The 24,630-nt window shown below is 45.9% G+C and carries 24 protein-coding genes; 14 read left to right on the top strand and 10 right to left on the bottom strand.

Features of this window, described 5'->3' with window-relative positions; genetic code table 11:
* Positions 1-161 precede the first annotated feature (161 nt).
* A complete protein-coding gene (locus QZ918_RS13215; RefSeq protein ID WP_293335707.1) occupies positions 162-977 on the bottom strand; it encodes an alpha/beta fold hydrolase in 816 nt (271 codons plus the stop codon).
* Between the two features lie 68 nt (positions 978-1,045).
* Between QZ918_RS13215 and QZ918_RS13210 the strand changes: the two genes are divergently transcribed.
* Positions 1,046-1,222 (top strand): hypothetical protein, encoded by a 177-nt coding sequence (locus QZ918_RS13210; RefSeq protein ID WP_293335704.1) that lies wholly within the window; start codon positions 1,046-1,048, stop codon positions 1,220-1,222.
* On the opposite strand, the gene QZ918_RS13205 is transcribed toward QZ918_RS13210, so the two are convergent.
* Positions 1,199-1,924, bottom strand: coding sequence for a lysophospholipid acyltransferase family protein (locus QZ918_RS13205; RefSeq protein WP_293335701.1), 726 nt, complete (start codon positions 1,922-1,924; stop codon positions 1,199-1,201). The genes QZ918_RS13210 and QZ918_RS13205 overlap by 24 nt on opposite strands.
* Positions 1,925-2,328: 404 nt before the next feature.
* On the opposite strand from QZ918_RS13205, the gene QZ918_RS13200 reads away from it, so the two are divergent.
* The 5 genes from QZ918_RS13200 (at position 2,329) to QZ918_RS13180 (ending at position 5,542) form a co-directional block, all read left to right on the top strand.
* On the top strand, positions 2,329-2,643 hold the full coding sequence (locus tag QZ918_RS13200; protein ID WP_293186559.1) for a hypothetical protein: 315 nt from the start codon (positions 2,329-2,331) through the stop codon (positions 2,641-2,643).
* Positions 2,644-2,773: 130 nt separating this feature from the next.
* The gene (locus QZ918_RS13195) at positions 2,774-4,501 is read left to right on the top strand and encodes a succinate dehydrogenase/fumarate reductase flavoprotein subunit (protein ID WP_293335699.1); all 1,728 of its coding nucleotides are present in this window, start codon (positions 2,774-2,776) and stop codon (positions 4,499-4,501) included.
* An 84-nt stretch (positions 4,502-4,585) separates the two neighbouring features.
* Positions 4,586-5,005: a hypothetical protein gene (locus QZ918_RS13190; protein WP_293335684.1), complete on the top strand. Its 420-nt coding sequence runs from the start codon at positions 4,586-4,588 to the stop codon at positions 5,003-5,005.
* 31 nt (positions 5,006-5,036) lie between these two features.
* On the top strand, positions 5,037-5,261 hold the full coding sequence (locus QZ918_RS13185) for a hypothetical protein (protein ID WP_293335680.1): 225 nt from the start codon (positions 5,037-5,039) through the stop codon (positions 5,259-5,261).
* Positions 5,261-5,542 carry a type II toxin-antitoxin system RelE/ParE family toxin gene (locus tag QZ918_RS13180; RefSeq protein ID WP_293335677.1) on the top strand — a complete coding sequence of 94 codons (282 nt, stop codon included), beginning with the start codon at positions 5,261-5,263 and terminating at the stop codon, positions 5,540-5,542. The genes QZ918_RS13185 and QZ918_RS13180 overlap by 1 nt, the downstream gene beginning before the upstream one ends.
* A 38-nt stretch (positions 5,543-5,580) precedes the next feature.
* Here QZ918_RS13180 and QZ918_RS13175 read toward each other — a convergent pair whose 3' ends face one another.
* Entirely contained in the window at positions 5,581-6,513 is a 933-nt protein-coding gene (locus QZ918_RS13175) for a Uma2 family endonuclease (RefSeq protein WP_293335674.1), read from the bottom strand.
* A gap of 556 nt (positions 6,514-7,069) precedes the next feature.
* The gene (locus QZ918_RS13170; RefSeq protein WP_293335671.1) at positions 7,070-8,005 is read right to left on the bottom strand and encodes a tetratricopeptide repeat protein; all 936 of its coding nucleotides are present in this window, start codon (positions 8,003-8,005) and stop codon (positions 7,070-7,072) included.
* A 407-nt stretch (positions 8,006-8,412) separates the two neighbouring features.
* Between QZ918_RS13170 and QZ918_RS13165 the strand changes: the two genes are divergently transcribed.
* Together QZ918_RS13165 and patR are read left to right on the top strand one after the other, a co-directional pair.
* Complete coding sequence (locus tag QZ918_RS13165) at positions 8,413-8,550, top strand: hypothetical protein (protein WP_293335668.1); 138 nt, start codon at positions 8,413-8,415, stop codon at positions 8,548-8,550.
* A 251-nt stretch (positions 8,551-8,801) separates the two neighbouring features.
* On the top strand, positions 8,802-10,061 hold the full coding sequence (gene patR / locus QZ918_RS13160; protein ID WP_293335665.1) for a heterocyst master regulator PatR: 1,260 nt from the start codon (positions 8,802-8,804) through the stop codon (positions 10,059-10,061).
* A 252-nt stretch (positions 10,062-10,313) separates the two neighbouring features.
* Here the strand turns inward: patR and QZ918_RS13155 are convergent, their stop codons facing one another.
* The gene (locus QZ918_RS13155; RefSeq protein WP_293335662.1) at positions 10,314-11,489 is read right to left on the bottom strand and encodes a homocysteine biosynthesis protein; all 1,176 of its coding nucleotides are present in this window, start codon (positions 11,487-11,489) and stop codon (positions 10,314-10,316) included.
* A 257-nt stretch (positions 11,490-11,746) separates the two neighbouring features.
* Here QZ918_RS13155 and QZ918_RS13150 point away from each other — a divergent pair, with 257 nt between their 5' ends.
* Positions 11,747-12,373: a Uma2 family endonuclease gene (locus QZ918_RS13150; RefSeq protein ID WP_293335659.1), complete on the top strand. Its 627-nt coding sequence runs from the start codon at positions 11,747-11,749 to the stop codon at positions 12,371-12,373.
* 219 nt (positions 12,374-12,592) lie between these two features.
* Here the strand turns inward: QZ918_RS13150 and QZ918_RS13145 are convergent, their stop codons facing one another.
* The 4 genes from QZ918_RS13145 to QZ918_RS13130 all read right to left on the bottom strand — a co-directional run bounded on the left by QZ918_RS13145 (position 12,593) and on the right by QZ918_RS13130 (position 17,154).
* On the bottom strand, positions 12,593-13,777 hold the full coding sequence (locus tag QZ918_RS13145) for an AI-2E family transporter (RefSeq protein ID WP_293335656.1): 1,185 nt from the start codon (positions 13,775-13,777) through the stop codon (positions 12,593-12,595).
* 124 nt (positions 13,778-13,901) lie between these two features.
* Entirely contained in the window at positions 13,902-14,519 is a 618-nt protein-coding gene (locus QZ918_RS13140) for a Uma2 family endonuclease (protein ID WP_293335653.1), read from the bottom strand.
* A gap of 238 nt (positions 14,520-14,757) precedes the next feature.
* Complete coding sequence (locus QZ918_RS13135; RefSeq protein ID WP_293335650.1) at positions 14,758-16,959, bottom strand: O-linked N-acetylglucosamine transferase, SPINDLY family protein; 2,202 nt, start codon at positions 16,957-16,959, stop codon at positions 14,758-14,760.
* A gap of 3 nt (positions 16,960-16,962) precedes the next feature.
* A complete protein-coding gene (locus tag QZ918_RS13130) occupies positions 16,963-17,154 on the bottom strand; it encodes a hypothetical protein (RefSeq protein WP_293335647.1) in 192 nt (63 codons plus the stop codon).
* Between the two features lie 136 nt (positions 17,155-17,290).
* Between QZ918_RS13130 and QZ918_RS13125 the strand changes: the two genes are divergently transcribed.
* From QZ918_RS13125 to QZ918_RS13105, 5 genes are all read left to right on the top strand, one after another.
* Entirely contained in the window at positions 17,291-17,878 is a 588-nt protein-coding gene (locus QZ918_RS13125; RefSeq protein WP_293335644.1) for a Uma2 family endonuclease, read from the top strand.
* Positions 17,835-18,053 (top strand): hypothetical protein, encoded by a 219-nt coding sequence (locus QZ918_RS13120; RefSeq protein ID WP_293335641.1) that lies wholly within the window; start codon positions 17,835-17,837, stop codon positions 18,051-18,053. The genes QZ918_RS13125 and QZ918_RS13120 overlap by 44 nt, the downstream gene beginning before the upstream one ends.
* A gap of 73 nt (positions 18,054-18,126) precedes the next feature.
* Positions 18,127-19,449, top strand: coding sequence for a class I SAM-dependent methyltransferase (locus QZ918_RS13115; RefSeq protein ID WP_293335638.1), 1,323 nt, complete (start codon positions 18,127-18,129; stop codon positions 19,447-19,449).
* Between the two features lie 130 nt (positions 19,450-19,579).
* On the top strand, positions 19,580-20,149 hold the full coding sequence (locus QZ918_RS13110; RefSeq protein ID WP_293335635.1) for a type IV pilin-like G/H family protein: 570 nt from the start codon (positions 19,580-19,582) through the stop codon (positions 20,147-20,149).
* Between the two features lie 164 nt (positions 20,150-20,313).
* Positions 20,314-22,554, top strand: a complete 2,241-nt coding sequence (locus QZ918_RS13105) for an O-linked N-acetylglucosamine transferase, SPINDLY family protein (protein WP_293335632.1) — start codon at positions 20,314-20,316, stop codon at positions 22,552-22,554.
* A gap of 345 nt (positions 22,555-22,899) precedes the next feature.
* On the opposite strand, the gene QZ918_RS13100 is transcribed toward QZ918_RS13105, so the two are convergent.
* Positions 22,900-24,618 carry an FkbM family methyltransferase gene (locus QZ918_RS13100; RefSeq protein WP_293335629.1) on the bottom strand — a complete coding sequence of 573 codons (1,719 nt, stop codon included), beginning with the start codon at positions 24,616-24,618 and terminating at the stop codon, positions 22,900-22,902.
* Positions 24,619-24,630 lie beyond the last annotated feature (12 nt).

Below are 24,630 nucleotides of genomic sequence, written 5' to 3'. Positions count from 1 at the left end.
GTCGATTACCATCACAAAAACAGTTTGTAGTGTGGACTTTAGTCCGCAACATACTGCGGACTAAAGTCCACACGTGCGTTCCTTACTTATTGCGGTCAATCGACCCGACACGATATTACCCAATGCCCAATGCCCCATGCCCAATGCCCCATAACTAATGACTAATGACTGCTAACTAATGACAGATTTTCGGTGGATTCTGCCAAAAAATTGCGACCTTGGATAATTGCGTAAAGGTCAACATCTGTTTCCAACAAACAAGCATGACCGCTATTAGCCAGCATCACCATTTCAGCATTCGGAATTACCTTGACTAAAAGCTTCCCTTCTGCCATAGAAGGCAGCAGCCGATCGGCTCCGCTAGCAATTACTAACGTCGGCTGTTCGATCGCACGCAACTGATTTTCATCAACATTGAACGATCGCACTAACGCCAATCTCCACACAGACGTGTGTTGCGGTACCGCTTGCATCGCTTCCAGCAAAGCTCGCCGCTCGTCCCGCCCAATCTTTCCTAAGGATGCTAATATCGGCAACAGACCGATTACCGATAGCGGATAAAGATTCGCCGGCAGCCACTGAGTCAGGTGAGAACCCCACTGCACCCAAGGCTGTTGTCGGAATGAAGAAGCTGGATTAACTAAAATTAGTCGATCGCACAATTGGGGAGCTTCTAAAACAACTTTGATCGCTAAACATCCTCCAAATGACTCGCCGCACAGATAAACTGGTCGCTGATTGCCTTTCTTTTCTGCTTCAATTAAGGCAATTGTTTCCTTAACCAGTACCTCCCAGCTAGCCATGTCGTCGGCGGGTATAGCTAAGCAGCGAATGTCGAAATGCGGAGCTAATTTAGGAATTTGCGATCGCAGCAGCAAACCGCCCCCGTCCATACCGGGCAGAAATACAAATAAAGGGCGATCGGATTTTGGCGGTTTCGGACTCAGAAAACGAACCTTGTTGTTAGCAGTTGGCATGATTAAACTTAATCTGGTAATTAGTAATTGGTAATTGGTAATTGGTAATTTATTGCTCTTTTTGACAGATGGCTAATGACTTCTTTACCAGAAATAATTGGTTTAAAGCCTCTGGCTTTGGCGTAAAAATTAAAATCAGACGATTCATTCCTCCAATCCTCGGACTTAAGGGTAGAGGTAACAGTCAACTGTCAACTGTCAACTGTCAACTGTCAACTGAATCAAAAACACCCTCGATCGAGTAATTGGGCAATTTCCCCCTGACAGTGCTCTGTAAGTTCAGCCACAACTGCTTTGGCTTTTTTGCCTCGATACTGCTGCTGTCGATCGACTGTAATCCAGTAAGGGCGGCCGATTAAAACATTAACTCGTTGATAAACTATCACAGGATGCCACCCAGCGCGATCGAACAACGGTTCTGAAGGATCGAACAAACTCAGCAACTTCAGCGGTAAACCCGATCGCACCGACTTTTCCTCCATCGAAGCAATCGCCACCGGCAACACCACCAAATCCCGCACCGGCGCCCGCAAAGCCAAATGAGCAAATCCCCGCTGAAACTTCCCGATGGTATTGGGTTGAGTAAAGTTCACCATCGGTTCTGCACCCTCAGGAAACACCCCCACCATCTCCCTGTCTTGTAGCAGCGCCGTCGCTTGAGCGAAAAAATGTTGCTGTCGGTGCTCCGGTGCTTCCAAGGGGAAAGCCCCAAAACTCGTGACAAGTTCCCGAATCACCGGAACTTGACCCATGTAGTGATGGCAAGCAAACCGGATCGATCGACCCAAACCCGCTGTCAGCACCAAAGGATCTAAGAAACTGCGGTGATTGCTCACCACCAGTACCGGACTTTCTTGCGGAATCCGCTGCTGGTGGTGTACAAACATCTGCGTTCCCACACCAGCCAGGAAACAGCGCGAAATCATTAATGTGCGATCGGAAGACATGGGCTAAAACACAGGTAAAACGCTATAAAGGTTGATTCCATACCCATGCAGCTTAACATTACTTTACAAAAATCGCGATCGGTCAAAAAGTAGACTTTCCCCTTGTACCTTTCTGTCGTAGTCCTGCACGCACGGGGATCAGAGGTTTTTGCGAAAAGACTCGTTACAGGCGCCAAAACAGTAAAAAACCCAGTTTCTTTGTCGGAGTGCCTAAGTCTGGTTTGCTAGAATTTCCCAGCCCGAAGTAAAATTTTATAAAGTCTTGTTGCAGACTTCTATAAAAATGTTTAAAACACCGCCAAAACCAAGTTATAGCAGCTAAAATTATAAATTCTACAGTGGGCATTAGACGCACTGTCAAAGTATTTTTCGACAAGTCGTAATAGCAATCACCCGAGGCATCAATGGATAACATTCACAACTATCGCCTTAAATGTACCCTCACCTTTGGTGACATTTACGGTCAAATTATTGTTTGGCTGATAGTCATCTTCCTGAGTCTAGCGTCCGCACTCGCCCTCTGGAGCAGCGCCCGCCAAATCTACGCCTTGGCTACAGTTGGCTTGATTTTAGTGCTGTCTCTGCCATTCTTGCTGTTTGCTTTCGTGACAACTCTACTCAATAACATTGAAGTGCTTTCTGTAGACCCCGCCACCGAAGATCAGCCTTCTGCAACGGGAAATCAGTCCCATCAGAGGTCTGTCGAAAGCGTCGGCTAGTTCAATTTGAAATTTGAGATTTTGATTTTCGATTGAAATCAAAAGTTAAAAAACTTCCCGATGTTTTGGTAGGAAGTTTTTTTTTGGGTCACGATAAGTTGAGCAGAACACTAAAAATAATTAACAAAAAATGCTAGAACACGACGTAATCATTGTAGGCGGCGGTTTAGCAGGTTGCCGCGCAGCCGTAGAAATTGCTCGGACCGATCCCAGTTTAAAGGTAGCAGTTGTTGCCAAAACTCACCCGATTCGATCGCACTCTGTCGCCGCCCAAGGCGGCATGGCCTCCAGCCTCCAAAATGTCGATCCAGATGACAGTTGGAAAGCCCACGCCTTTGACACAGTAAAAGGTTCAGACTATTTAGCCGACCAAGACGCCGTAGAAATCCTCACCCGCGAAGCGCCCGGTGTCATCATCGATTTAGAACACATGGGAGTCCTCTTCTCGCGCCTAAGTGACGGCAGAATTGCCCAGCGCGCTTTTGGCGGACATTCCCACCGCCGCACCTGCTACGCCGCCGACAAAACCGGTCACGCCATCCTCCACGAATTAGTCAACAATCTCCGCCGTTACGGAGTTCACATCTATCAAGAGTGGTATGTCACCCGCCTGATTTTGGAAGCAGGCCAAGCCAAGGGCGTAGTTATGTTTAACCTAATAGACGGCGAAATTGCCGTCGTGCGCGCGAAGGCGGTGATGTTTGCTACGGGGGGTTACGGCCGAGTTTACAACACAACCTCGAACGATTACGCCTCGACTGGGGACGGTTTGGCGATGGCGGCGATGGCGGGATTGCCGCTGGAAGATATGGAGTTTGTGCAGTTTCACCCGACGGGTTTGTATCCGGTGGGAGTGTTGATTTCGGAGGCTGTGCGGGGTGAAGGGGCTTATTTGATTAATTCCGAGGGCGATCGATTTATGGCGAATTATGCCCCGTCGCGGATGGAATTAGCGCCCAGGGACATTACATCGCGATCGATTTCCTTAGAAATTCGTGCAGGTAGAGGCATTAATCTCGATGGTAGTGCAGGCGGCCCATTTATTTACCTCGATTTGCGGCACATGGGACGCGAAAAAATCATGAGCAAAATACCTTTTGCTTGGGAAGAAGCGCACCGCTTGCTAGGAATTGATGCCGTAGACCAGCCCATGCCCGTGCGTCCTACGGCTCACTATTCAATGGGGGGAATTCCAACTAATATTGGCGGACAAGTTCGCAGCAGTGCTGACACTTTGGTAGACGGTTTCTTTGCGGCCGGCGAAGCAGCTTGCGTCTCTGTTCACGGTGCGAACCGTTTGGGCAGCAATTCGCTTTTAGAATGCGTAGTTTACGGCAAAGTTACTGGCGCAACAATAGCACAATTCGTCCAAAATCGCAAGTTGCCCGCAGTAGACGAACAGCGTTATATTCAGGAAACCCAAGAGCAAATTCAAGCACTTGTAGACCGTCCCGGACAATACCGAATTAACCAAATTAGGCAAAAGTTCCAAGATACGATGACTGAGTATTGCGGAGTATTTCGCAGCGCCGAATTGATGCAGGAAGGTTTGCATAAATTGGAGGAATTGGAAAAACAATATCAAGAAGTTTACTTGGATGACAAGGGTAAATCTTGGAATACGGAAATTGTGGAAGCTTTGGAATTGCGGAGTTTGATAATCGTGGGAAAAATGATTTTAACTTCGGCTTTGAACCGGCAGGAAAGTCGGGGTGCTCATTCGCGGGAAGATTTTGCAGATCGCGATGATGGGAATTTCTTGAAGCATACGCTGGCGTATTATTCGCCTGCGGGGATTGATTTGGCTTATATGCCGGTGGCGATTACGATGTTTGAGCCGCAGGAACGTAAATACTAGAAGCTAGTTTGAAATCCTTGTTCTCGCGCTGAACTTGGGAACAAGGAAAATCTTACACACAGCAGAAGTGAAAAATGCTAAGATATGATAAATTTGGCTAAAATTAATAAAAAATATTGTGGTTCTGAAGAGGCAGTATTTATGTGGGAAGCTATCGCAGCTTGTGCAAGTGTATTTATGGCATGGCTTTCATGGGAAGAACATAAGCGTAAAAAAGAAGAACATGAAGCAAAATATCGTCGTGGAGAACGGGAATCCAGAAGCTTTACATTTCCAGAAATAGCGCCATCACAACCTGCACAAAAGTCTACATTTTTTCTGTTTCGTGAAGTAGATGGTTGTATTTGTGGAATAGCTTTTTGGATTCTCTGGTTTTGTCTATTATCAATGGTTTTCTTTGCTGTTTTCGGCAACACAAACCAAGAGTTTGTGGTTATTTTTTTTATTCTAGGGATACCATTGGGAAGATATGTTCAAAAAAAAGTTCACCCTTGGTTGAAATGAAAATAATCTGGTAAGTTACTGAACAATAAATATGAGTAAAACGACAGAGACATCTCAATTCCAGCAAGCTCTTGAAGCTGTAGAAATTTTATCATTAGAAGATCAAGCCATGCTTCTAGATATTATTCAGAATCGCCTGCGACAACAGCGACGAAATGAATTACTAAAGGAAGTGGCAGAAGTTCGTCAAGAGTATGCTGAGGGAAATGTTAAATTTGGCTCGGTAGCCGATTTTATGGCGGAGTTGGATGATTGATGAAAATTGGTTGGACTCCCAAATCTATTCGTACTTTCAAGAAGTTAGTTCGTAAAAATCCTCAGCTTCGCCCTTTAATTGAAGCAACCATACAACTGTTGTCTGAAGACTGCTTTCACCCTAGCTTGCGAACTCACAAACTGGCGGGAGATTTATCGGGTATCTGGTCATGTTCAATAGACTATGATTATCGGATTTTATTTGAGTTTGTCACCGATCCAGAAGATGAAGAGGAAGCGATTTTATTGCTCAAAATGGGTTCCCACGATGAAGTCTATTAAGATCGATCGCCCTTTTCCCCAATTTCCCCCCCACTATCTCACTCTCCACCATCCTCCGTAACTTCCTCGACCGATAAACCTAACGCCTCCGCCACCTGTTCGGCACTCAAACCCATTCCCAACAACCGGGGAATTGCAGCCCTTCTTGCCTGAGCTTCAGCTTGTCGTGCCTGCTCTGCACTGTCAGCTCGCAGCCTTTCTTGTTCGGCTCGCAGCCTTTCTTGTTCGGCTCGCAATCTTTCTTGTTCGGCTCTTTCCCGTTGTTGTTCCCCTCGCAATCTCTCCAATTGAGCTCTTTCATCGCCAATCAACAGCAAATTACCTTCCTCATCCCACCAACGCAGCCAAAGCATGGTTTGATTCTGATAACTGCCTTGCCAAAGTCCCAATTCTACGCCTAAAGGTGCGATCGGAAAATGTCCCCGATCGTTAAGTTCTAACAGTTGATAATACCCGTCAATCAACCGATAAACTTCTAATCTGCCACTGTTAATTTCATAGATGCCGTAATAGGGAATTCGCATCACCCGCTCGTAAGCCCAAAACTTGCCCGGTTTCGTGATTACCCCTTCTTCGGTGCGAGACAACGGAGTGCGATCGCGCTCTTCATCGCCATTCCCGCTAGCAAATTCCAACGCAATTAACGGTGCTATGTGTTCGCGCCACAGCACGTAGGAACGCCGAATTTGACCGTCTAAATTAGGAGGTACATTGGGAACGTAAAACCAATCAGGAGCTTCTGCACCTTTTTCCGGTGGCTCGGTTTCTCGCCAATAGATGCCGCAGTCTTGACCGATCGCATATTGTCCGTCAGGATGCCGCTGCTGCAAAATCGGGCCGATCGAATCTGTTAAAATTAAACTTTGTGGATGCTCCTGGAAATTTTTCACAAAAGTACCATCCGACTCTGGTAATTGAGTGTGGTCGGGAAAAGCAGGAGGTAGAACAACGCGGTCAACGCTTTGGGTCATAATTCCCTCCGAGGTCTGACTTAATTTATAATATCATGTCCTAGGTTCGTAGTGAGGACTTCAGTCCGCATCAATTTCATAGGACTGAAGTCCTCACTACAAACCTTATAATCCTAGGTTCGTAGTGAGGACTTCAGTCCGCATCAATTTCATAGGACTGAAGTCCTCACTACAAACCTTATAATCCTAGGTTCGTATCCGCTCAATAAATCGGGGTAAATCGCTCAATGATGAGCGTCAAACATCGCAAAATCCTTCCAAAAGCAGTAGTCTACCGCGAGTTATTGAGCGGATACCTAGGTTCGTAGTGAGGGCTTTAGTCCGCATCAATTTCATAGGACTGAAGTCCTCACTACAAACCTTATAATCCTAGGTTCGTAGTGAGGGCTTTAGTCCGCATCAATTTCATAGGACTGAAGTCCTCACTACGAACCTTATAATCGTTATTTTCCGGGACATGACCTAATCTGTAATTCGGAATAAAACAATAATTTTCGAGTTTTAAGTTAAAAAATATTTAACTTAAAACTCGAAAGTCTTTCACTCAAAACTTTCCTTAAGGTTTCGGTAGCGCACCTTCTGGACTGGGAGAAATTGACGGTTCTGGACTGGGAGAAGCAGCAGGATCCGGACTCGCTTTTTCTGCCGCAGGAGAAGGCGAAGGAGTGCCGCTAGCTAACTGATTAATTTGGTCTTTATAGTTAGGTGGAGCTAACTCAGTCGCTTTATCAAACAGCGTTTTTGCTTCGTCTGTTTTGCCCTGTTCCTTCAACACGATCGCATGAGCTAAAATCGGACGAAAATCTTTTGGATTCGCCTTAGCCGATTCGTCGTAAATTGCGATCGCCTCTGGGTAGCGCTTCTGCACCGCATAAACCTGTCCCAAAATCAACTGCACTGAAGTGACATCAATACTTCCCGGTTTCGCCTGATTCTGCGCCGGAGCAGCCTTCAGCGTATCTTGCAGCAGTCCGATCGCAGCTTCGGGCCGTTGCTGCACCAACAGCAAATTCACCAACCCCTGCAAAGCCTTAATTTCCCCAGGCTTAGACGCTAAAATCGATCGATAGGCCCCAGCAGCCCCTTCGCGATCGCCCGTGCGTTCCTTCGCCTGAGCCAGCAAAATCCCGTATTCCGTAGTTTCAGGATTCAGTTTAGCCAACTTTTCCAAAGTCGGCACCACATCCTTGATCGCCCCCACTCCTTGTCCGATCAACTCCAGCCGTACCTGCAAAAGTCCCCGCAAAGCCGTTACATTGTCAGGTTCCCGCTGCAAAACCAATTCATACCCCCTCACCTGATCTTGCAGCAACTGCGATTGCTTCTCGTTAGATGCGGCTGTCTGAGTTGGCGTTGGAGTCGATCGACTTTGCGCTTGAGTGCCCTTGAGAATACTGTCCAAAATTGGAACCAGAGAAAATCCCACAAAAGCGATGAGCGCAAGCACTACCACGACAGTAATCAACCCGCGACCCTTGTTTGCTTTTTCCATAATTCAACTATCCCAACTTAAAATCTACTATTTTCTAAGAATCAACCCATCGCCTAGGGGCGTCTGCGATTTAACCAGATCTATGCAACCATAAAAGTTCTTAAGTTCAAAGTCCCAATTCACAAACCAGTCTTTTGCTTGCAGCTAATATGGTAACAGACCCGCAACTCCACGCTAGCCAAACTATTTTGGACACAAAGACCCGCAGCCCCAAGGAATGTGGCTTTCGTCCAATAAGAGTGCGGTCAAGCTCAAAATTACCGAAAATATGGCGGATCAGTCCGTTAGGTAATTGGATTAAGTAAAATAGGCAAGCTACTCCAGAGAGATTGGAACGGCGCTTTGGGGATTTTCCTCAAATCATTGCGAGATATTGCCGGGTTGGATGCTCAGGTATTCAACACGCTATGTCGGGATATATCCTAGATTGTCCGGACTTGAAGTATCTGAATATCCTAAACGCTATTAGCCAGCAACGCCAGCTTTCGGGCGATCGATCGATTCTTGGGTTAGCAACTCTCAAACTCTTTGCCAACAAGGATTAGAGCAGCCAGCAAATCCGGGATCCCTCGCAGCGCACTAGAAAGTTGGCGTTGACGGGTCAAAACCCAACTTTCCGGCGCAAGCCTCAAGTCGGGTGCTAGTAGTTTTTAAATCAGTTTCTTCAGTTTATTCCTAATTTCCCTCAAGGGATGTGTCTCCGCTGCAAGGAGTTTTTATGAACCCCTCTCCCAACCGGTCTTCCAAATCGTCCAAATCTACTTCTGCTCGCAAGGCTCAGCCTACCGAGCCCGCCGTGAATCAGCCCGCAGTTACAGCCTCCGTGCCCGACACACCAGACGAAAGTCCCGTGTCTTCGGCATCGGCTGCACCTGTCGATCAAAAGCAACCACCAGCGCCAACGGACGCCCCAGCGACAACGGACGCCCCAGCGACAACGGACGCCCCAGCGACAACGGACGCCCCAGCGCCAACGGACGCCCCAGCGCCAACGGACGCCCCAGCGCCAAAGGATACGCTGCAACGACCACGCTACAGTTCTGCCCCCGATGAGGACAAAACAAAGCCAAAGCCCAGCGATGCTCCTGCGCTCTCGGAGCCAGCAGCGCCTGCGGAATCTGCTGGTAAGACAACTGAACTCACAGTCGCACCTACCCCAACCCCCAAGCCTCCCACTAACGAAACTCAGGTCGATGATGATGACATACCCTCTGTCATGCGCCAACATCCCATTCCCCCTCCCAGCGAACCCAGACAGTACCGAGCTGTTGGTTTAGTGCGGGGCCGCTACACCCAATCTGAAGATCAATTCACCCGAGGTATGTTGATAGCTGCCGACGGAACTGCCATCGACGCAGTTTTGCTGGGTAGAGTTATGAGTTTAGTCAAAAATCACCTGGATCTGGAACAAGAACACCTCTGGGTGGTCTATCCCCGCACCAGGCAAGAAGACGGCAACTTGCACGCCCAAATTATGGGTGTTTGGGAGCCGGAAACCCTGAAAAAATCTCCAGAAACTTCCTCTGATGAGGAAAATCAGGAAGCAGGGGAGATTGAGACTAGCGCCGAACCACCGACTGCATCTTTGCCGCCCTCGGAACCTGATGTTGAAGATGGCTATTTTTCGATTCGAGGCGAGGTGATTTATCAACAATCGCAAGAGGAAGAAAAGTATCTCATCGTCAAAATCAAGCAAGCTCCTCGCAAGAATGACGACAAGATGAAGTTTTTTAAGCTGAAACTCAAGGGGGATGTAGGAACAAAGGCGATCGGGTTTTTTTGGGATTTCCACGTCAAATTGCAAGCTGACAGTCTGATGATTGAGCAGGCCAACAATATTGGCGCCCTGCCGATTAAAAAGCGCAAATTCCCCCCCGGGAGCGGTAAGCCCGGTGGCGGCTACAAAGGAGGGGGAAACAAGCGTCCCTTTACTCCTAGGCCCAGCGGTGACGGTACTCCTGTAGGGCGTCCTACTATCAAGTCCGCAGCAGCACCGCCTGTCCCCAAGGAACCTCTTCCTAAGCCTGTGAAGAAGCCTAAGCCCGTTCAGGAATAAGACTATTTTAGATTCTTAGATTTTAGATTTTAGATTTTCGGTGAGTGCATCAGTTTCCCATGCGTGCAGTTTTTCACCAGAAGGCTTCAATCTAAAATCTAGAATCCTGGACGCACTCGCAAGGATCGGAAACTGAGTTTCTTGACAACAAACCTCAGCTTTCAAGCAACGCCGGGGACAAGAAACCCGGTTTCTAAGACCTTGTGCCTCCACAAAAAAATCTAAAATCTAGAATCTAGAATCTAAAATTGTTTATTCAATCCTGACTTGGGCTCCCCACAAATCTTGTGGAAGAAATACTCTGTCGGCTGGTAGGGGAGCAACTGGGGCCGTGAGAGTAAATTGACCCGTTTCAATTTGCTGCTTCAATTCCAATGCTACTTGCCGCGAGAGAAACATACTCGCCAGCGGGGCGGCCCGCACAGGTTTGCCCTCGATGAGAATGCGACCAGTTTTTAATTGGGCATAACTAACTAAACCGAATGTGGGACGAACGCGCCGGGGGATAGAGAAATCTACCACCGGCGCTACTATTTTTTTGTCTGATACTGCACAGTTGGCGACGACGGTTTCGTTTAAGACGGGGAAGGGGATGCCGACTCCCAGCATCAAAGATGGGCCGTAGTTTTTGAAGTAGCAGCCGCGCACCCATTTGGAGTTCATCTGTTTGGCGTCGCCGATGAGTGCCAGGGTGGCGGCTGGGCCGATGGGAGTGCCGTTGGGCTGCCGTTTTTGCAGCGGGAAGTGTTGGGTTCCTTCCCAGGTGATGTAGCCCTGAGCGCCTCCTAAAAAGATTCTGGTGCCGATGCCGATGAGTTGGAGGTGGGGGTCGTTGAGCAGGGGTGACATGGCTCCTAGGCTCGAATAGACGGCGTTACCGAGGTTCGGTTGCAGGGGGCCGAGGTATGTGAACAGCGGGCGATCGCCCCCGTTGACTCCTACAATAAAGTTTTGATAGGCGTTCCGGGGATTGAATAAATAAAACTGGTTGATGGTATCGCGGGTAATCGTGGTTTCAAAGGAGGCGCGGGGGTAGCAGTCTGTTACTTGCCCTAAAGCCCGCAACTGCACGGGTTTGCCGGCGATTAAGTCTTCGATGACGTGTCCGCCGCCCCGTTCCCGCGATTCTTCGCCGTCTTCGGCTACTTGGGTGGCTCCGAGGTACAGGTCTACGGCGCCGAAGCCGGAGTAGGCTAAAACGCCGTCCAGCCAGCACTGCCGGATTTTGATCGGGGGATCTGTGTGGCCGAGGTTGATGATGGCGCCGGAGGATTCCATGGGCTCGAAGGTGCCGGCGGTAATCACATCGACTTCTTTTGCTGCTTGGCTAATGCTGGTTTCTCTAACTCTGGTTTTGAGTTCTTCGATTGTCCAGACTGTGGCTTTGCCTTGGCTGATTTTATCGTTGATTTCGTCGATCGATCTCATAAGACTATTTTAGATTTTAGTTTTTAGATTTTAGTTTGATGGAATGTCGATCGCGCCAATGCAGTTTTGGCGATCGGTCTAGATTTAAAATGAAAGGAAGACATTATAACGGATCTGATAATATCATAATAAGACTGAGGCTAAGAAACCCTGTTTCTACGAAAATCTTGGGTTCGATCGCGATAAATACGGTCAGAAACCGGGTTTCTGAGGATGATTGCATAAGTCCTACATAAATAATATAAGGAGCGAGCTCCATGACTCAAGCGATATTAAAACCAGTCACCTTCGATGAATTTATTGACTGGTATCCTGAAAATTCCGAAAAGCATTACGAACTGCACAATGGAGCGATTGTTGAGATGCCTAAAGCAACCGGAGAACATTCAGAAGTAGCTGGCTTCCTTGTCGCTGAACTCAACTTTGAAGTCAGACGACTAGGACTTCCCTACTTCCTTCCCAAGGAATGCGTTGTCAAAGCTGATAACGAGCTATCTGGTTACGAACCGGATGCGATCGTTTTGGACAGACAAGGGACGAACAGCGAACCGAGATGGAAAAAGGAATCTATCATTACAATGGGTAGTTCTGTCCGGCTAATTGTCGAAGTTGTCAGTACCAATTGGCGGGATGATTATGGCTACAAGTTGGTTGATTACGAAGCTTTGGGTATTTCTGAATACTGGATTGCGGATTATTTGGGACTTGGCGGCAGACGCTATATTGGCAATCCGAAACAACCTACTTTCTTTGTTCACCATTTGGTTGATGGCGAGTATCAAGTTAGTCAGTTTCGGGGGAGCGATAGGATTGTTTCGCCCACATTTCCAGAATTAAATTTGACGGTGCAACAGATTTTTGGCGCTGGACAAGATGCGGTTTAGATTGCTAGAATACAAAACAGAGATTTATAAAAGTCAGCGATTTCAATCGCTTCTACAAAAACAACGTCCGCTTTCGCGCACTTAAAAATAAACTACTATTTAAGCCAGATTTGGGATGAGACGGCGATTGAAATCGCTTCTATAAAAACAAAGTCCGCCTTCGCGGACTCAAAAATAAACTTCTATTTAAGCCAGAATCGGAATGAGTACAAACCTGAATTACTGATTTCCCGGAACTTCATTTGCGTCATTTTTAGCATCATCTTGGATGTCGGGTTGGTGTTCGGGTAACTTTTCCACTCGGCTTTGTGTGACTCCTATAGATTCATATTCTTCGTCGATAGCTGAATCAATTGCCGCCAACCTTTGAGGATTCGCATTCCACTGGTTGAGAATGTCTTTAATTAGCGCTTCCCTAATCCAAACTTGAGCGACAACTGTGAGGGGGAGGGCTAGTAATAAGCCTAAAAATCCAAAAAAGGTGGCGAAGAATACTTGAGCTATTAATGTTACTGCTGGCAGCAATGATACTTGCTGTGCCATGACGTAGGGGGTGAGGATGTTGCTTTCAAACTGTTGAATTAGGAAGTAAAGGATGAGAACCAAACCTGATTTTAAGGGAGAGTCTAAAAGTGCGATCGTCATTGGCGGAATGACGCTGATAGTAGGGCCAATATTCGGAATCAAGTTAAGAAATCCTGCTACTACAGCGTGAGCTAATGGTAGGGGAACTTGCAAAACTGACAAACCAACTAAGCTCAAAAAAGCAATCACACTCATGCTAATTAATGCACCAATGACCCATCTACCGAGAGCTATTTCACATTCGTCTAAAATACCCTCGATTCGTCGGCGGTAAAAAGACGGAAATAGTTGTATAAATGCTTTGCGGTAAGATAGGGGATCTGCTAAGGTCATCAAGGTCAAAACTAAGACTAACAAAAAACTCAGGATAACGCCTAATGTGTTGCCGACAAATGCTCCTGCACCGCCAACGAGTTGGTTGAATAAAGGTTGCAGTTGCCGCATAATGTCATTAACATCAAGATTTGGCAGGCGCTGGCCTAGTTGTCCCGAGAAGCGAGTTTCGATTTGATCTACCCAATCATTTAATCTTGCTATTCCTTGAGGAGCTCTTTGGGTAAGTTGTTGAAATTGCAGGGCAAAGGGTGGTACAATTATCAGAAACAAGCCTACGAAGACGAGGAATAAGAAGCTAATTGAGCACAGTACGGCGATCGACCTTTTGAGTCTCAATTTTTTTTGTAAGTAGCGTGCTAGTTTGTTTAACGCCGTGGCTAAGACGATGGCGGCAAACAGCAGCAGTAGGGCTTGCCTGATTTGCCAGAGGATGTAACAAGATGCGATGAGGGCTAATAAGCCGATCCATTGTCCTAGCTTCATGCGATTTTTATATATTATAACGGGGAATTGCCGACCTTGCTTTAGACGCTTTTGCAATCGCGTCTCTACAAGATAGCTTAAATGCGATCGCCTCTTTACAAGATACTCCTACAACCCAGCCTCTTCAATTTCCTTTAGCGAACACCTGCTGCGCTGTCAGATTCAATTCTGGGAAAGTTGGGGACTCAATCACCTCAGCCCCTCTAAACAGTTTAACTTGGTATTCCCCATCTATTAGTTGGTAAACCGAAAAAGTTGGTTGCTTGGGATTGCCGATAAACCGTCTCCCGCCCAATCCTAGATAGTCTACAATCCAATATTCGTGGATTCCCATTGATTCGTAAGCCTCTAATTTGCGAGCATAATCATCCTCCCAATTAGTGCTAGTTACTTCTACGATTAGGGGGACTGATGAACCCATTGTAATAATTGATGATTTCTCCCATCGTGGCTCGTTTCCAATGGTTTCTTCGTTGAGTACAATAATATCTGGTTCATACCCAGATTCCTCGCGCATCGGTTTGATGACGGATTCTTTCGGGATGAAGTAGGGTAGTTGTAGCCGTCTGATTTCAAAGTTGAGATCGGCGATGAGAAAACCTGTAAGTTTAGAATGTTTGCCTGTTGCTTTTGGCATTTCAACAATTTCTCCATTGTGTAGTTCATAGTGACATCCTGAATTCTCAGGATACCAGTCAATGAATTCATCGAATGTCACTAATTCTGTTATGGTTTGAATCATGGTGAGTGCCTCAAGTATGGTTGCGATCGCCCTAACCTATATTATATGACTTGTAGGGTGCCCCGGACGAAGTCCCAGGGCGATTTTCGAGGGTTTCGGATCTAAGGTTCGTAGTGAGGACTTTAGTCCTTCATAGAATCAGGACTAAAGTCCTCACTACAAACTAATTTTATTGTCATCATTCGATCGGACTTGATATAAATCCCATCCGAAAAACCTCGCTGTCAACTGTCAACTGTCAACTGTCAACTGTCAACTGCTTAAGTCTTTCTCGAACAACTTCTTGATAAAAAGCCTCTAACGCAGTCACGCAAACTCGATCGTCAAACAGATTATCTTGTCGCTGACTCATCCGTTCGGCAATATCTCGCCGCCACTGTGAATCTTTACCTAACTTGACAGCAATTTCAATATATGCTGCTTCGTTTTGTGCGATCGTATCTGTCACTCCCAGCATTTTGAGAAAGCTATCTGCATGAAGTCCCCGCATAAATTCTCCCGGACAAGTTACTATAGGTAAATTGCAGGCGATCGCCTCCAAAGACGTATTGCCCCCCGACCAAGTGAAAGTATCCAAGAAAACATCGGCAAGAAAGTTCATGGCTATATACTCTTGTCGAGTTGCAATCGCTCGGAAAAGACAGTAATCTTCGCTGTCGAGATTAACAGCAGCAAAAGCCCGCTTTAGCCGCTTCCGCAACAGTTCGCCGCGCGGAAAAATAAACTGAGCTTGGGGAACGCGGCGGGCAATTTCTGCTAAGATACAATCATATTGCGGTAAGTATTTGAAAGGAGCTTGGCAGCAAAAGTAAATTATTGCATCTTCTCGGAGGTCAAAATCCAAGCGACTATTGTTTAATTCTCCCACGAGTGGTTTTGGGTAGGAAACCCCAATATTTGGCAACTTAATTAAGGTTTCTGAGTAGTGCGATCGTGCATTTTCTGGTTCCATCAATTCGCTGGAAATAAAATAATCAATCGTCGGTAAACCAGAGGTGACAGGATGTCCCCACGCCGTACATTGTATCGGTGCAAGATGCAAAGCTGCTATTTGGATAGTTGGTGCATCCATGCCAATTTCTGGGAAGACAAGAATGTGCAATTTGTCATCAATAATTTGTTGGCATACAGCTTCTAAGTTGTGAGGAATGTGGCGAAATTCTGTGCTGTATTCGCGAAATTGTTCTGTAACTAGATCTGGATCGTTACCCGTGTAGTAACAGTAAATTTCAAATTGTTTTGTGTTGGCATAACGCAACCAGCCAGTCAGCCACAAAGTGCCGCTGTAAGAATGCAAAAAACTAGAAATATAACCGACTCTAATTTTGCCATTTTCCAACAATGGAGGCATCTGTCGCGGTTCCACCCACTGGGGATAGTTTGCCGCCATAATTTGATGAACTAAATTGGCATATTTGGATTGGGATTCCACAACATTGTGGGCTTGATAAGCCAGGTAAAAATTAGTGAAACTACCAAAACCCCGCAAAGCATTAATTTTAGATTGGGGATTATTTAGGGAGGTTTGCTGAATTAATGTTTCTAATTCTCGGACATATCTTTCCCGGTAAAATTGGATGTCATCGGGCGTATCGTAAACAATTGGCAGTGTTAAGTGTCTTAAAAGTTTAAAAACATATTCATCGGGCAGTATTTGCGTTGCTCTTTCTGCACTCGATATAGCTTGCTGAATGCGTCCGTTTTGCTGGCAAATTTTGATGATTTCAAAGTGCAGTTGTCCGGCTGTTGGGTAATGGCGAATGCCTTGTTCGAGAAGTGCGATCGCATCTTCGATTCTGTTGAGGTTTCTCAAACACTGGCTGAAGTTAGAATACAGTTCTATATCTCCTGTTTGGGATGCTAAAAACCTTTCATAGTGCTTGATGGCTGCTTCGTATCTTGCTTGACGGTAGAGTTGGTTGCCAAATTCTCTCAACGCTAATGCTTGGGAGTCAAGGGCGATTTCGCTAAGTTGTTTCAGTTCCACTACAGGGATTTTGTCGGTTCCTGACTCGGCTATTGCTTGGTGATTTTCTGCTTTTAACTTAATTCGATATTGAATCTGCGGCAAAATATCCAACCACTGACTTTGAGTGAGGTTTTCCAATAAAATAATTTCCGGTTCGCAGCTCGTATCTAAATCTTCTTCCATGAACAGATTCAGAACAATTGCTGATATAATTAGATGGCAATCTAATTCGGATTGTTCTAAAGTTTGGCTGGCATCTATTAACAGAGTCAGGAAATCGCGATCGGGATGAGCGATCAGATTCCTCATCATTTCTTCTAACTCTAAATAAACTGATTCTTCTGGTTGGTTCCAATCGGGGAAAATTAGTAAATTTAAGGGTTTGAGATTTAAGGTGGTTAGATCCATGCGATCGTCTGTCCTGTATTGTTGGGTATTGTGGGGCTTTTGGTGTTTTGTGTGGCTGCTCAACTCCTACCTCGGCTGCTGTTGCCATGCCCGCCAGCCCAGAATCGCAGCTAGGATGATACTGGGGGTAAACACTGCGATCAGAGCGTTGAAGTCGGTTGAGGCTATGGATAGGCTGGGCCCTGCGTACTTGATGGCTAGGGAAAGGGCGGCGGAGAAGGTGAATACTTTGGCGATCGGGCTGATGTTGGTGTTCATGGATGTGCTGGTTGGTTGTATAATTAGGCATTGAGACTATTATCGCAAGTATTGTGTTGCGGGCGTGGAATTGAATTTAGACTGTTTTGATTGAATGTGATAATAACAATAAGGCTGAAGCTTGATAGAGGTTCCGATGATAGCACAGACACTCTTAAAACCACTCGACCAAAGGTTCATTCACTCCGGGATTAGCTGGGAACAGTTCAAACTAATTGAACAGGGGTTTTCTGACTCTCCTGGCATCAAGTTATTTTATTACAAAGGAGAGGTGGAAATCTTGGCAGTTTCCCCAGAGCACGAATTTTTCAGTCGGACAATTTGTACGCTGCTGTCTATCTATTGTGCCGAAAATGAAATTGAGTTTGCACCTACGGGAAGTTTTACCCAAGAAAAGGAAGGGGTAGTGTCTGCACAAGCTGATGAATCTTATTTTATTGGCAGACGCATCACCCCAGATTCTCCCCCAGATTTATGTATCGAAGTTGTCTTTACTAGCGGTAATGTCAAAAAATTGCAGCGCTATCGAGTATTGGGAGTTGCTGAAGTCTGGTTCTGGGAGGATGGCGTATTGGCTATGTATCGCTTGGGTGGTGAGGGTTATGAAAAAATTGCTTCGAGTGTGGTTTTGCCGGATTTAGATATTAACTTGCTGTGTCGCTGCTTGCTGATGGCTTCGAGTGTGGAGGCGATCAGGGAATTTAGGAAAGGAATTTCTGGTTAGGGCGATCGTATTTTCCTCGATCGGCTTGATTTGGGTAGGTTGGGGCGATCGCCAGCCGAGGATAGCAGCTAGGGCGTCGGTTGATGGAGGTGGTTGGTTGGGCGATCGGGTTTCAGATTATTATGGCAAGTATTTGTGGCGGCTGGGCGGGGGCGATCGTTTTTTGCGATCGTAGGGTAAGATAAGTTTCGGTATTGTAACAGAGCAATTAGCGCAGCACAATTTAGCAGCATCAGGAGCGATTCAGAATGGATACCCAAGAATCAGAGTTAATAGAGAAAATTCGTCAGCAATTTGACAATGCCCCTTATCCTCGAATTCCCCTCGATCACTCTCCTAAAATTGACTATCAATCTCTCTACATTCATAACTTAGTAACAGCTTACTATTTAAGAAATCAAAAAGTTATAGAAACTGACGGAAAAGTTATTTTAGATGCAGGCTGCGGTAGCGGCTGCAAGTCATTAGTTTTGGCTGAAGCAAATCCGGGAGCCAAAATTGTTGGCATCGATTTATCCGAAGAGTCTGTTAAACTCGCTCGACAGCGCCTGGAATATCACGGCTTTGAGAATAGTGAGTTTCATGCTCTGTCAATTGAGGATCTGCCTAGCTTAAACCAACAGTTTGATTTTATCAACTGTGACGAGGTGCTTTATCTCTTGCCAGACGCAGTTGTCGGATTGCAAGCGATGCAATCGGTTTTGAAACCGGATGGAATTATTCGGACAAACCTCCACAGTTCCCTACAGAGAAGTTCTTTCTTTGCCGTTCAAAAAGTTTTCAAAATCATGGGATTGATGGATGATAATCCTAGAGAAATGGAGATAGAGCTAGCTAAAGAAATTATACAAAACCTCAAAGATGACGTGGCTATCAAAGCAAGAACATGGAGTTCTAGAGCCGAAAAAAACGAAGAATGGATGCTGGCTAACTATTTGCTGCTGGGGGATAAAGGCTCTACAGTACCGGAAGTTTTTTCAGCATTAAAAGCTGCTGATTTAGAATTTATTAGTATGGTCTATTGGCGGTTGTGGGACTTGACGGATTTGTTCAAGCAGCCAAATGACCTACCTGCGTTTCTGGCAATGAGCTTGCCAGAAATTCCTGTGGAACAACGGCTGCACCTGTTTGAACTTTTACATCCAGTCCACCGTTTGATAGACTTCTGGTGCGGTCTGCCCGATCGAGCTCAGTCGTTCGTACCAGTTTCGGAATGGACTGCGACTGATTGGGAGCAGGCAAAGGTGCATTTGCATCCTCAGATCCGAACTCCCCAGTTAAAAGAAGATTTGATTAAATCTCTCGCTAACCAAAGTTCCTTCCAGATTAGCCGTTATGTCCCTTCGCCAACCTTAGTGCCGATTTTGATAGAAAGCGGTATGGCAGCTTGCTTGCTGCCTCTGTGGGAGGGCGCGCAGCCTGCGATCTCCTTAGCGGAGCGCTGGCTCAAGCTCAGACCCCTAGACCTTGTAACCCTGGAACCTGTGAGTCGGGAGAGGGCTTTAGATGAAATCAAGGAACTCTTGATGAGCCTAGAAGTCTTTTTGTACGTGCTTTTGGAGCGTTATTGAGCGATCTGTACCTTTCACTGACACTGCTAAAAACATTTTTGCCGGCAGTGATATGAAGTTGAGCAGAACTGGGTAAGTTACATACAAGAGTTAGAAATCAAGCATCCCACCCCTCTAGGAGAAACAACCAATGAAAACTGAATTTAAAGCCAGATTCCTGCAACACCTCAATCAAAAAAGACAGGATAAGGGTTTTACACTGATTGAACTGCTGGTCGTTATTATCATCATCGGTATTCTGTCTGCTATTGCTTTGCCGTCCTTCCTCAACCAAGCTAACAAAGCCAAGCAGTCAGAGGCAAAGCAGTACGCTGGTTCGATGAACCGCGCCCAGCAGGCAGGCTTTGCTGAAAACGGCAAATTTGTAGGTTTCGTTCCTGCGTTAGGGCTCGGCATTAAAACTCAGACTGAGAACTACAAATATACTATTGTCCCAGCAGGAACACAGGCAGAGCCAACTCTTGCTACGACTACCACTGCTGTAGGAAATATAGCACACGGTCAAAGCAACGTACTCAAATCTTACATAGGGGCGGTAGCACTAATTGCACAAGGTGGCGCTGAGAAAACTAGCACCGCAGTCCTGTGCGAGAGTACACTAGCAGGCGTTGGTCTGCCGGCGGGCGCTGAGACGGCGGCGGATATTACTGCTGAAAACATAAAATGTAATAACACCAGTTGGACAATAGTGTCCAAGTAGATAGTTTCCGATTTAGCAGTGTGTCAAAGTTGGTGTTGTTCCTGCAAGCCTAATTTGAACATTATCATCAAACAATGGGTAGTGTAGCTGACACTACCCATTGTTATTGAATGATGAATTTGCCTGAGATAGATATTCAGAAAAGATCGGACTGATACGCTACTATGACAATTTATTTACAAAATATTTCATCAGATAGTCGCACTCATTGGCAGCAACAGGCTAATCAATATTTAATTCAAGGAAATTACACTCAGGCTGAAAATTTATACGAGCAAGCAATTGCAGAGGAGCCGGAAGTCAAGTCCCACTACTGGCACTTGGGGTTGATGTTGCTGTTGCAGGGGCAAGAGATGGAAGCTCAAACAACTTGGCTCCTGGGCATGGCCGACGGGGAAGCGGAACAAGTTGATGAATGGACAGCTCAACTTTTAGATATGCTGCAAGCAGAAGCCGATCGCCGAGAGGGCTTGTCAGACTATGCTCTTGCTTGGGCGATCCGGCAGCACATCCGGGAAATAAATCCGGCAGATATTGACAACCTGTTGCGCGCGATCGAGCTTTCTATCCAGCTTGAGACTTTTACACCCGAGCAACTAAATTCTACAGGCTTGATTGAAATGCTCGAGTTGGAGACTGGGATAGTCGCCACAGACATCGTTCTATTGATGCGAGTGCTGAAAAGGGTTTTGAACTGCGTTTCCGCACACCCGTCAGCTTGGAAGTTTGCAGAGACCTGTATAACTCACGTCCGCGAGCCTCAAACTTATATTAACATTATTATTGAAACCTGTGTTGAACTTGGGTATATCTTAAAGTTAACTGGATTGGCAATAAACTATATTGAATTGGGTTTGCGTTTAGCTCCCAATCAGCCAGAGTTAGTTCGCCACATGGCTTGTTTTTATCAAAATTTAGGTGAATTCGACGAAGGCATAAAAACAGCCAAGCTTTTCTATTCATTACAACAAGACTTACCCGCCAAAATTTACGCTACTCACTTAATTTTACGGGGGTTGATGAGTGCCGGCGGATATTGGGCAGAAGCGCTCGCAACACTCGATCGCCTCCACTCGCTCCTAGAATTGCTAATAGCTGAATATCCGACCTCGCTGTCATCTTCTACAGTCTGCGACTTGTTCGTTACCAGCTTTTTTTCCCCGTATTTTCAGGACGATCCCAAAACTAACAGAAAAATAAGCAACCAATTGGCTCAACTCTGCCAGAGCAACATTGAAAACTATGCTAAGGAGGAGATAGAGGGATACCGGCAGCGACAGTTAGTTCGCAAGAGCCTCGGTATTTCTGGCAAGCCTCTGAAGATTGGCTACCTATCCCATTGCTTGAGGAGACATTCTGTGGGCTGGCTAGCGCGATGGCTGTTTCAGCATCACGATCGGGATAAATTTCAAATTCATGCCTACTTTATCGGATACAAAGAGGAAGAACACTTTTTACAAAACTGGTATGTCAATCATGTTGATAAGCCGTATCACTGCGGGATAGTCAGCACAAATATTGCCGAGCAAATTGACCGAGACGAAATTGACATCCTGATCGATCTTGACAGTATTACTTTAGATGTGAACTGTGAAGTGATGGCAATGAAATCGGCACCGATACAAGTTACTTGGTTGGGTTGGGATGCTGTAGGATTGCCAGCAATTGACTATTATATTGCCGATCCTTACGTTATGCCGGAGTCGGCTCAGGATTATTACAGTGAAAAAATTTGGCGCTTGCCCCACACTTACATAGCTGTAGAGGGTTTTGAAGTGGGAGTACCGACTTTGCGCCGCGACGAGTTGAATATTCCGAGCAATGCAGTCGTATACCTCAGCAGCCAGACTGGCTACAAACGGCATCTAGATACAGCGCGACTACAGGTGAAGATTTTGAAGGAAGTTCCTAACAGTTACTTTTTGATCAAAGGAGGGGCCGATCAAAAATCGATTCACAAATTCTTTAACCAGCTAGCAGAAGAAGAGGGCTTGGAGGGCGATCGCCTGCGATTTTTGCCAGCAGTTTCTTCAGAGGAAGTTCACCGAGCTAACTTAGATATTGCAGATGTAGTTCTGGATACTTATCCCTATAACGGAGCCACAACCACTCTAGAAACTCTTTGGATGTGCATTCCCTTAGTGACGCAAGTCGGGCAGCAGTTTGCTGCTCGCAACAGCTACACAATGATGATGAATGCAGGAGTGACCGAGGGTATTGCTTGGACTGATGAAGAATATGTGGAATGGGGAATTCGTTTAGGAAAAGATGCTGCTTTGCGGCAGCAAATTTCGTGGAAACTGCGACAGTCAAGGCAAACTTCTCCCCTTTGGAATGCCCAGCAGTTTGCTCGCGAGATGGAAAAAGCCTACCAGCAAATGTGGGACATTTATCTTCAAAGCTAGGATTACAGAGTATCCCAGGTTTAGGAAGTGCACTAGGGACACTTCCTTTAGCCCATTACTGTCAACTTAAGGCTAAAACCCTTGATAAATCTCGTTTTTACCCCTGTCTAGATCCCCCTAAATCCCCCGAATCGTTGCGGGGACTTTAAGAAGACTCATGTCCCCCCCTTCTTAAGGGGGGCTAGGGGGGATCTAGGCTTAATAGTCAAACAGCATTCTCTGACTGGGTTTGACGTTAAGTTGAGACCAATGGGTTCTTGGAGTGTCCCTACGGGGTTCAATTCGAGGTGTACTTGATAAACGTGGAATCTGCTGTATTGAATTGCCTTTCCAAAGGAGATGATTTTAATGACGTTGCTGCTGCACAGGAATATCTTCAATCAAAAGTTGATTGTTGAGTGGCTGTCTTGAGGCAATAAATACCGATCTTGTCAAAGTTTCTGTAGGTGGAGGTGAGTTCCAATCTATAGGAAACTCTTCGTGATTAGGTTGAGTAATTGGCATATAAACAAAGTTAAAGTATTGCTTCAGTTGGTTGTATACCCACTGCCTGGTAGGTCGGCATCCCTGACCTGATATTGCTTGTGATGGACTCTCTGCTGGCTCTAGACAAGGATTGATCGATTCTCCATCCCCAAATGAGACACAGGTCTCCAGCAGCAGCATATCTTTGCAGCACTGAGCCATGAACTCGATCGCCTGAGTCGGTTTTTGTAGGTGATACAGCAGGCCGTAGCAATAAATGATATCGAACTGCCGATTCACTGTTAAATCGGGTTTATCTAGGTCTAGATGCTTTACCTCTAGATTGGGATAACGGGCGATCAGAATTTCTAGATTCTCAGGTCTTGCTTCTGTGGTGACCACTTCACAGGCCCGGTCTATAAAAAAGCTTGTATGGTCGCCAATTCCTGCTCCAACTTCCAGTACAGTTTTACCAGCGATATTTAATCCCAAGCTCGCTAGATGCTCCAATCGTCTTTGATTGTGTCGCTGCACGAAGAGTTTGCTAGAGCGATCGAATTGAAACATAGCTACTGGAGAAATCGACTGCTGATTTAGCGGTTGACTTGCCTGGAATAAGTCAATATCGCGATCGCTAATGTAATCTTGAATTCTTGCCACGACAGGCAGGGAACCCAGTCCTTGGCTGACAAGCTCTGGAAATTGAGTCAAACTCTCAACAATATTGTTAGCAAAGTTATAGTTAGGGTTGTTGCCGTATTCCAAAGTTAAATACTCTAGTAGCTCCAGGGCATAGTCGGGAAAATTCAGAAGATCCGCGAGGCAAGCTAACTTGAGAATTTTATGCGGTGTTTTTAAGGGGCTGTCAAGGTCATGTTGAATTAAATCCCGAAAATAAAAAGCATCTCCCCAAAGCAATTGACCGTTCCGCACTGCTGAGCCAATAGGTGTTCTAGCGCGAAGCCGATATGCTTGTTCTAAATCAAATAGTGTAAAACCTTGTTTTCTAAGATGGGTGTCAACATCAGCAAATAGGGGCTGATTTGAGTATAAGTGTGAAAATTCTACTTCAGCCTGAACCGCTAGAACACTTCGGCTTAAAATTTCCGCACCACCTTCTAAAACCTGAAGTTCTGCGCCTTGAACGTCAATTTGCAGGAAATCTATTTCCTCAATTCCTTCCTGCTGGCAAAACTCATCTAAAGTGGTGGTTTCAAGTTCAATACAAAAATCTAAGTTTACAAGTTCGGGCAGTCCAGAAAAACGCTCCAAGTAAGGTTCATTAGGTGGATAAAGCGAACTGCACATAGGATGTTGCGTGACATAAAGTGTAGATTCACCTACAGACTTGGCTAAAGCTAAAGGAATATGTTTTTCAGTCCAATTGACTTGTCGTGCTTCAAGGTCAGCATTGGCCGCTTCGCAAGCATCTGCATCTGCATCAAAACCGTAAATAGTCAGCCGAGGTGCAAAAATATTCCATCCTTGGCTGCCGTAGTCATCTTCACTGGTTAATTTACGACAACCAATATTACAGAGTGTCATGTAAACCCGGTCTAAATGACCGCTTTTTTTCAAACTGTTGAGAAAAACAGGCATAAAGCGTCCTTT

This window comes from Microcoleus sp. CAWBG58 (assembly GCF_020883045.1).
Classification (GTDB): Bacteria; Cyanobacteriota; Cyanobacteriia; order Cyanobacteriales; family Microcoleaceae; genus Microcoleus.
The sequence above is the reverse complement of the archived record's forward strand: the minus strand, read 5'-3'. Positions and strand labels throughout refer to the sequence as shown.

What these genes read in the sequence shown, in the direction of transcription:
- QZ918_RS13130 (WP_293335647.1), bottom strand. Translation starts at nt 17,154, where the DNA reads ATGAACACCAACATCAGCCCGATCGCCAAAGTATTCACCTTCTCCGCC.
- QZ918_RS13145 (WP_293335656.1), bottom strand. Translation starts at nt 13,777, where the DNA reads ATGAAGCTAGGACAATGGATCGGCTTATTAGCCCTCATCGCATCTTGT.
- QZ918_RS13205 (WP_293335701.1), bottom strand. Translation starts at nt 1,924, where the DNA reads ATGTCTTCCGATCGCACATTAATGATTTCGCGCTGTTTCCTGGCTGGT.
- QZ918_RS13150 (WP_293335659.1), top strand. Translation starts at nt 11,747, where the DNA reads ATGACTCAAGCGATATTAAAACCAGTCACCTTCGATGAATTTATTGAC.
- QZ918_RS13140 (WP_293335653.1), bottom strand. Translation starts at nt 14,519, where the DNA reads ATGATTCAAACCATAACAGAATTAGTGACATTCGATGAATTCATTGAC.
- QZ918_RS13105 (WP_293335632.1), top strand. Translation starts at nt 20,314, where the DNA reads ATGACAATTTATTTACAAAATATTTCATCAGATAGTCGCACTCATTGG.
- QZ918_RS13170 (WP_293335671.1), bottom strand. Translation starts at nt 8,005, where the DNA reads ATGGAAAAAGCAAACAAGGGTCGCGGGTTGATTACTGTCGTGGTAGTG.
- QZ918_RS13125 (WP_293335644.1), top strand. Translation starts at nt 17,291, where the DNA reads ATGATAGCACAGACACTCTTAAAACCACTCGACCAAAGGTTCATTCAC.
- QZ918_RS13175 (WP_293335674.1), bottom strand. Translation starts at nt 6,513, where the DNA reads ATGACCCAAAGCGTTGACCGCGTTGTTCTACCTCCTGCTTTTCCCGAC.
- QZ918_RS13190 (WP_293335684.1), top strand. Translation starts at nt 4,586, where the DNA reads ATGATAAATTTGGCTAAAATTAATAAAAAATATTGTGGTTCTGAAGAG.
- QZ918_RS13210 (WP_293335704.1), top strand. Translation starts at nt 1,046, where the DNA reads ATGGCTAATGACTTCTTTACCAGAAATAATTGGTTTAAAGCCTCTGGC.
- QZ918_RS13180 (WP_293335677.1), top strand. Translation starts at nt 5,261, where the DNA reads ATGAAAATTGGTTGGACTCCCAAATCTATTCGTACTTTCAAGAAGTTA.
- QZ918_RS13100 (WP_293335629.1), bottom strand. Translation starts at nt 24,618, where the DNA reads ATGCCTGTTTTTCTCAACAGTTTGAAAAAAAGCGGTCATTTAGACCGG.
- QZ918_RS13195 (WP_293335699.1), top strand. Translation starts at nt 2,774, where the DNA reads ATGCTAGAACACGACGTAATCATTGTAGGCGGCGGTTTAGCAGGTTGC.
- QZ918_RS13115 (WP_293335638.1), top strand. Translation starts at nt 18,127, where the DNA reads ATGGATACCCAAGAATCAGAGTTAATAGAGAAAATTCGTCAGCAATTT.
- QZ918_RS13215 (WP_293335707.1), bottom strand. Translation starts at nt 977, where the DNA reads ATGCCAACTGCTAACAACAAGGTTCGTTTTCTGAGTCCGAAACCGCCA.
- QZ918_RS13155 (WP_293335662.1), bottom strand. Translation starts at nt 11,489, where the DNA reads ATGAGATCGATCGACGAAATCAACGATAAAATCAGCCAAGGCAAAGCC.
- QZ918_RS13110 (WP_293335635.1), top strand. Translation starts at nt 19,580, where the DNA reads ATGAAAACTGAATTTAAAGCCAGATTCCTGCAACACCTCAATCAAAAA.
- QZ918_RS13185 (WP_293335680.1), top strand. Translation starts at nt 5,037, where the DNA reads ATGAGTAAAACGACAGAGACATCTCAATTCCAGCAAGCTCTTGAAGCT.
- QZ918_RS13165 (WP_293335668.1), top strand. Translation starts at nt 8,413, where the DNA reads ATGTCGGGATATATCCTAGATTGTCCGGACTTGAAGTATCTGAATATC.
- QZ918_RS13200 (WP_293186559.1), top strand. Translation starts at nt 2,329, where the DNA reads ATGGATAACATTCACAACTATCGCCTTAAATGTACCCTCACCTTTGGT.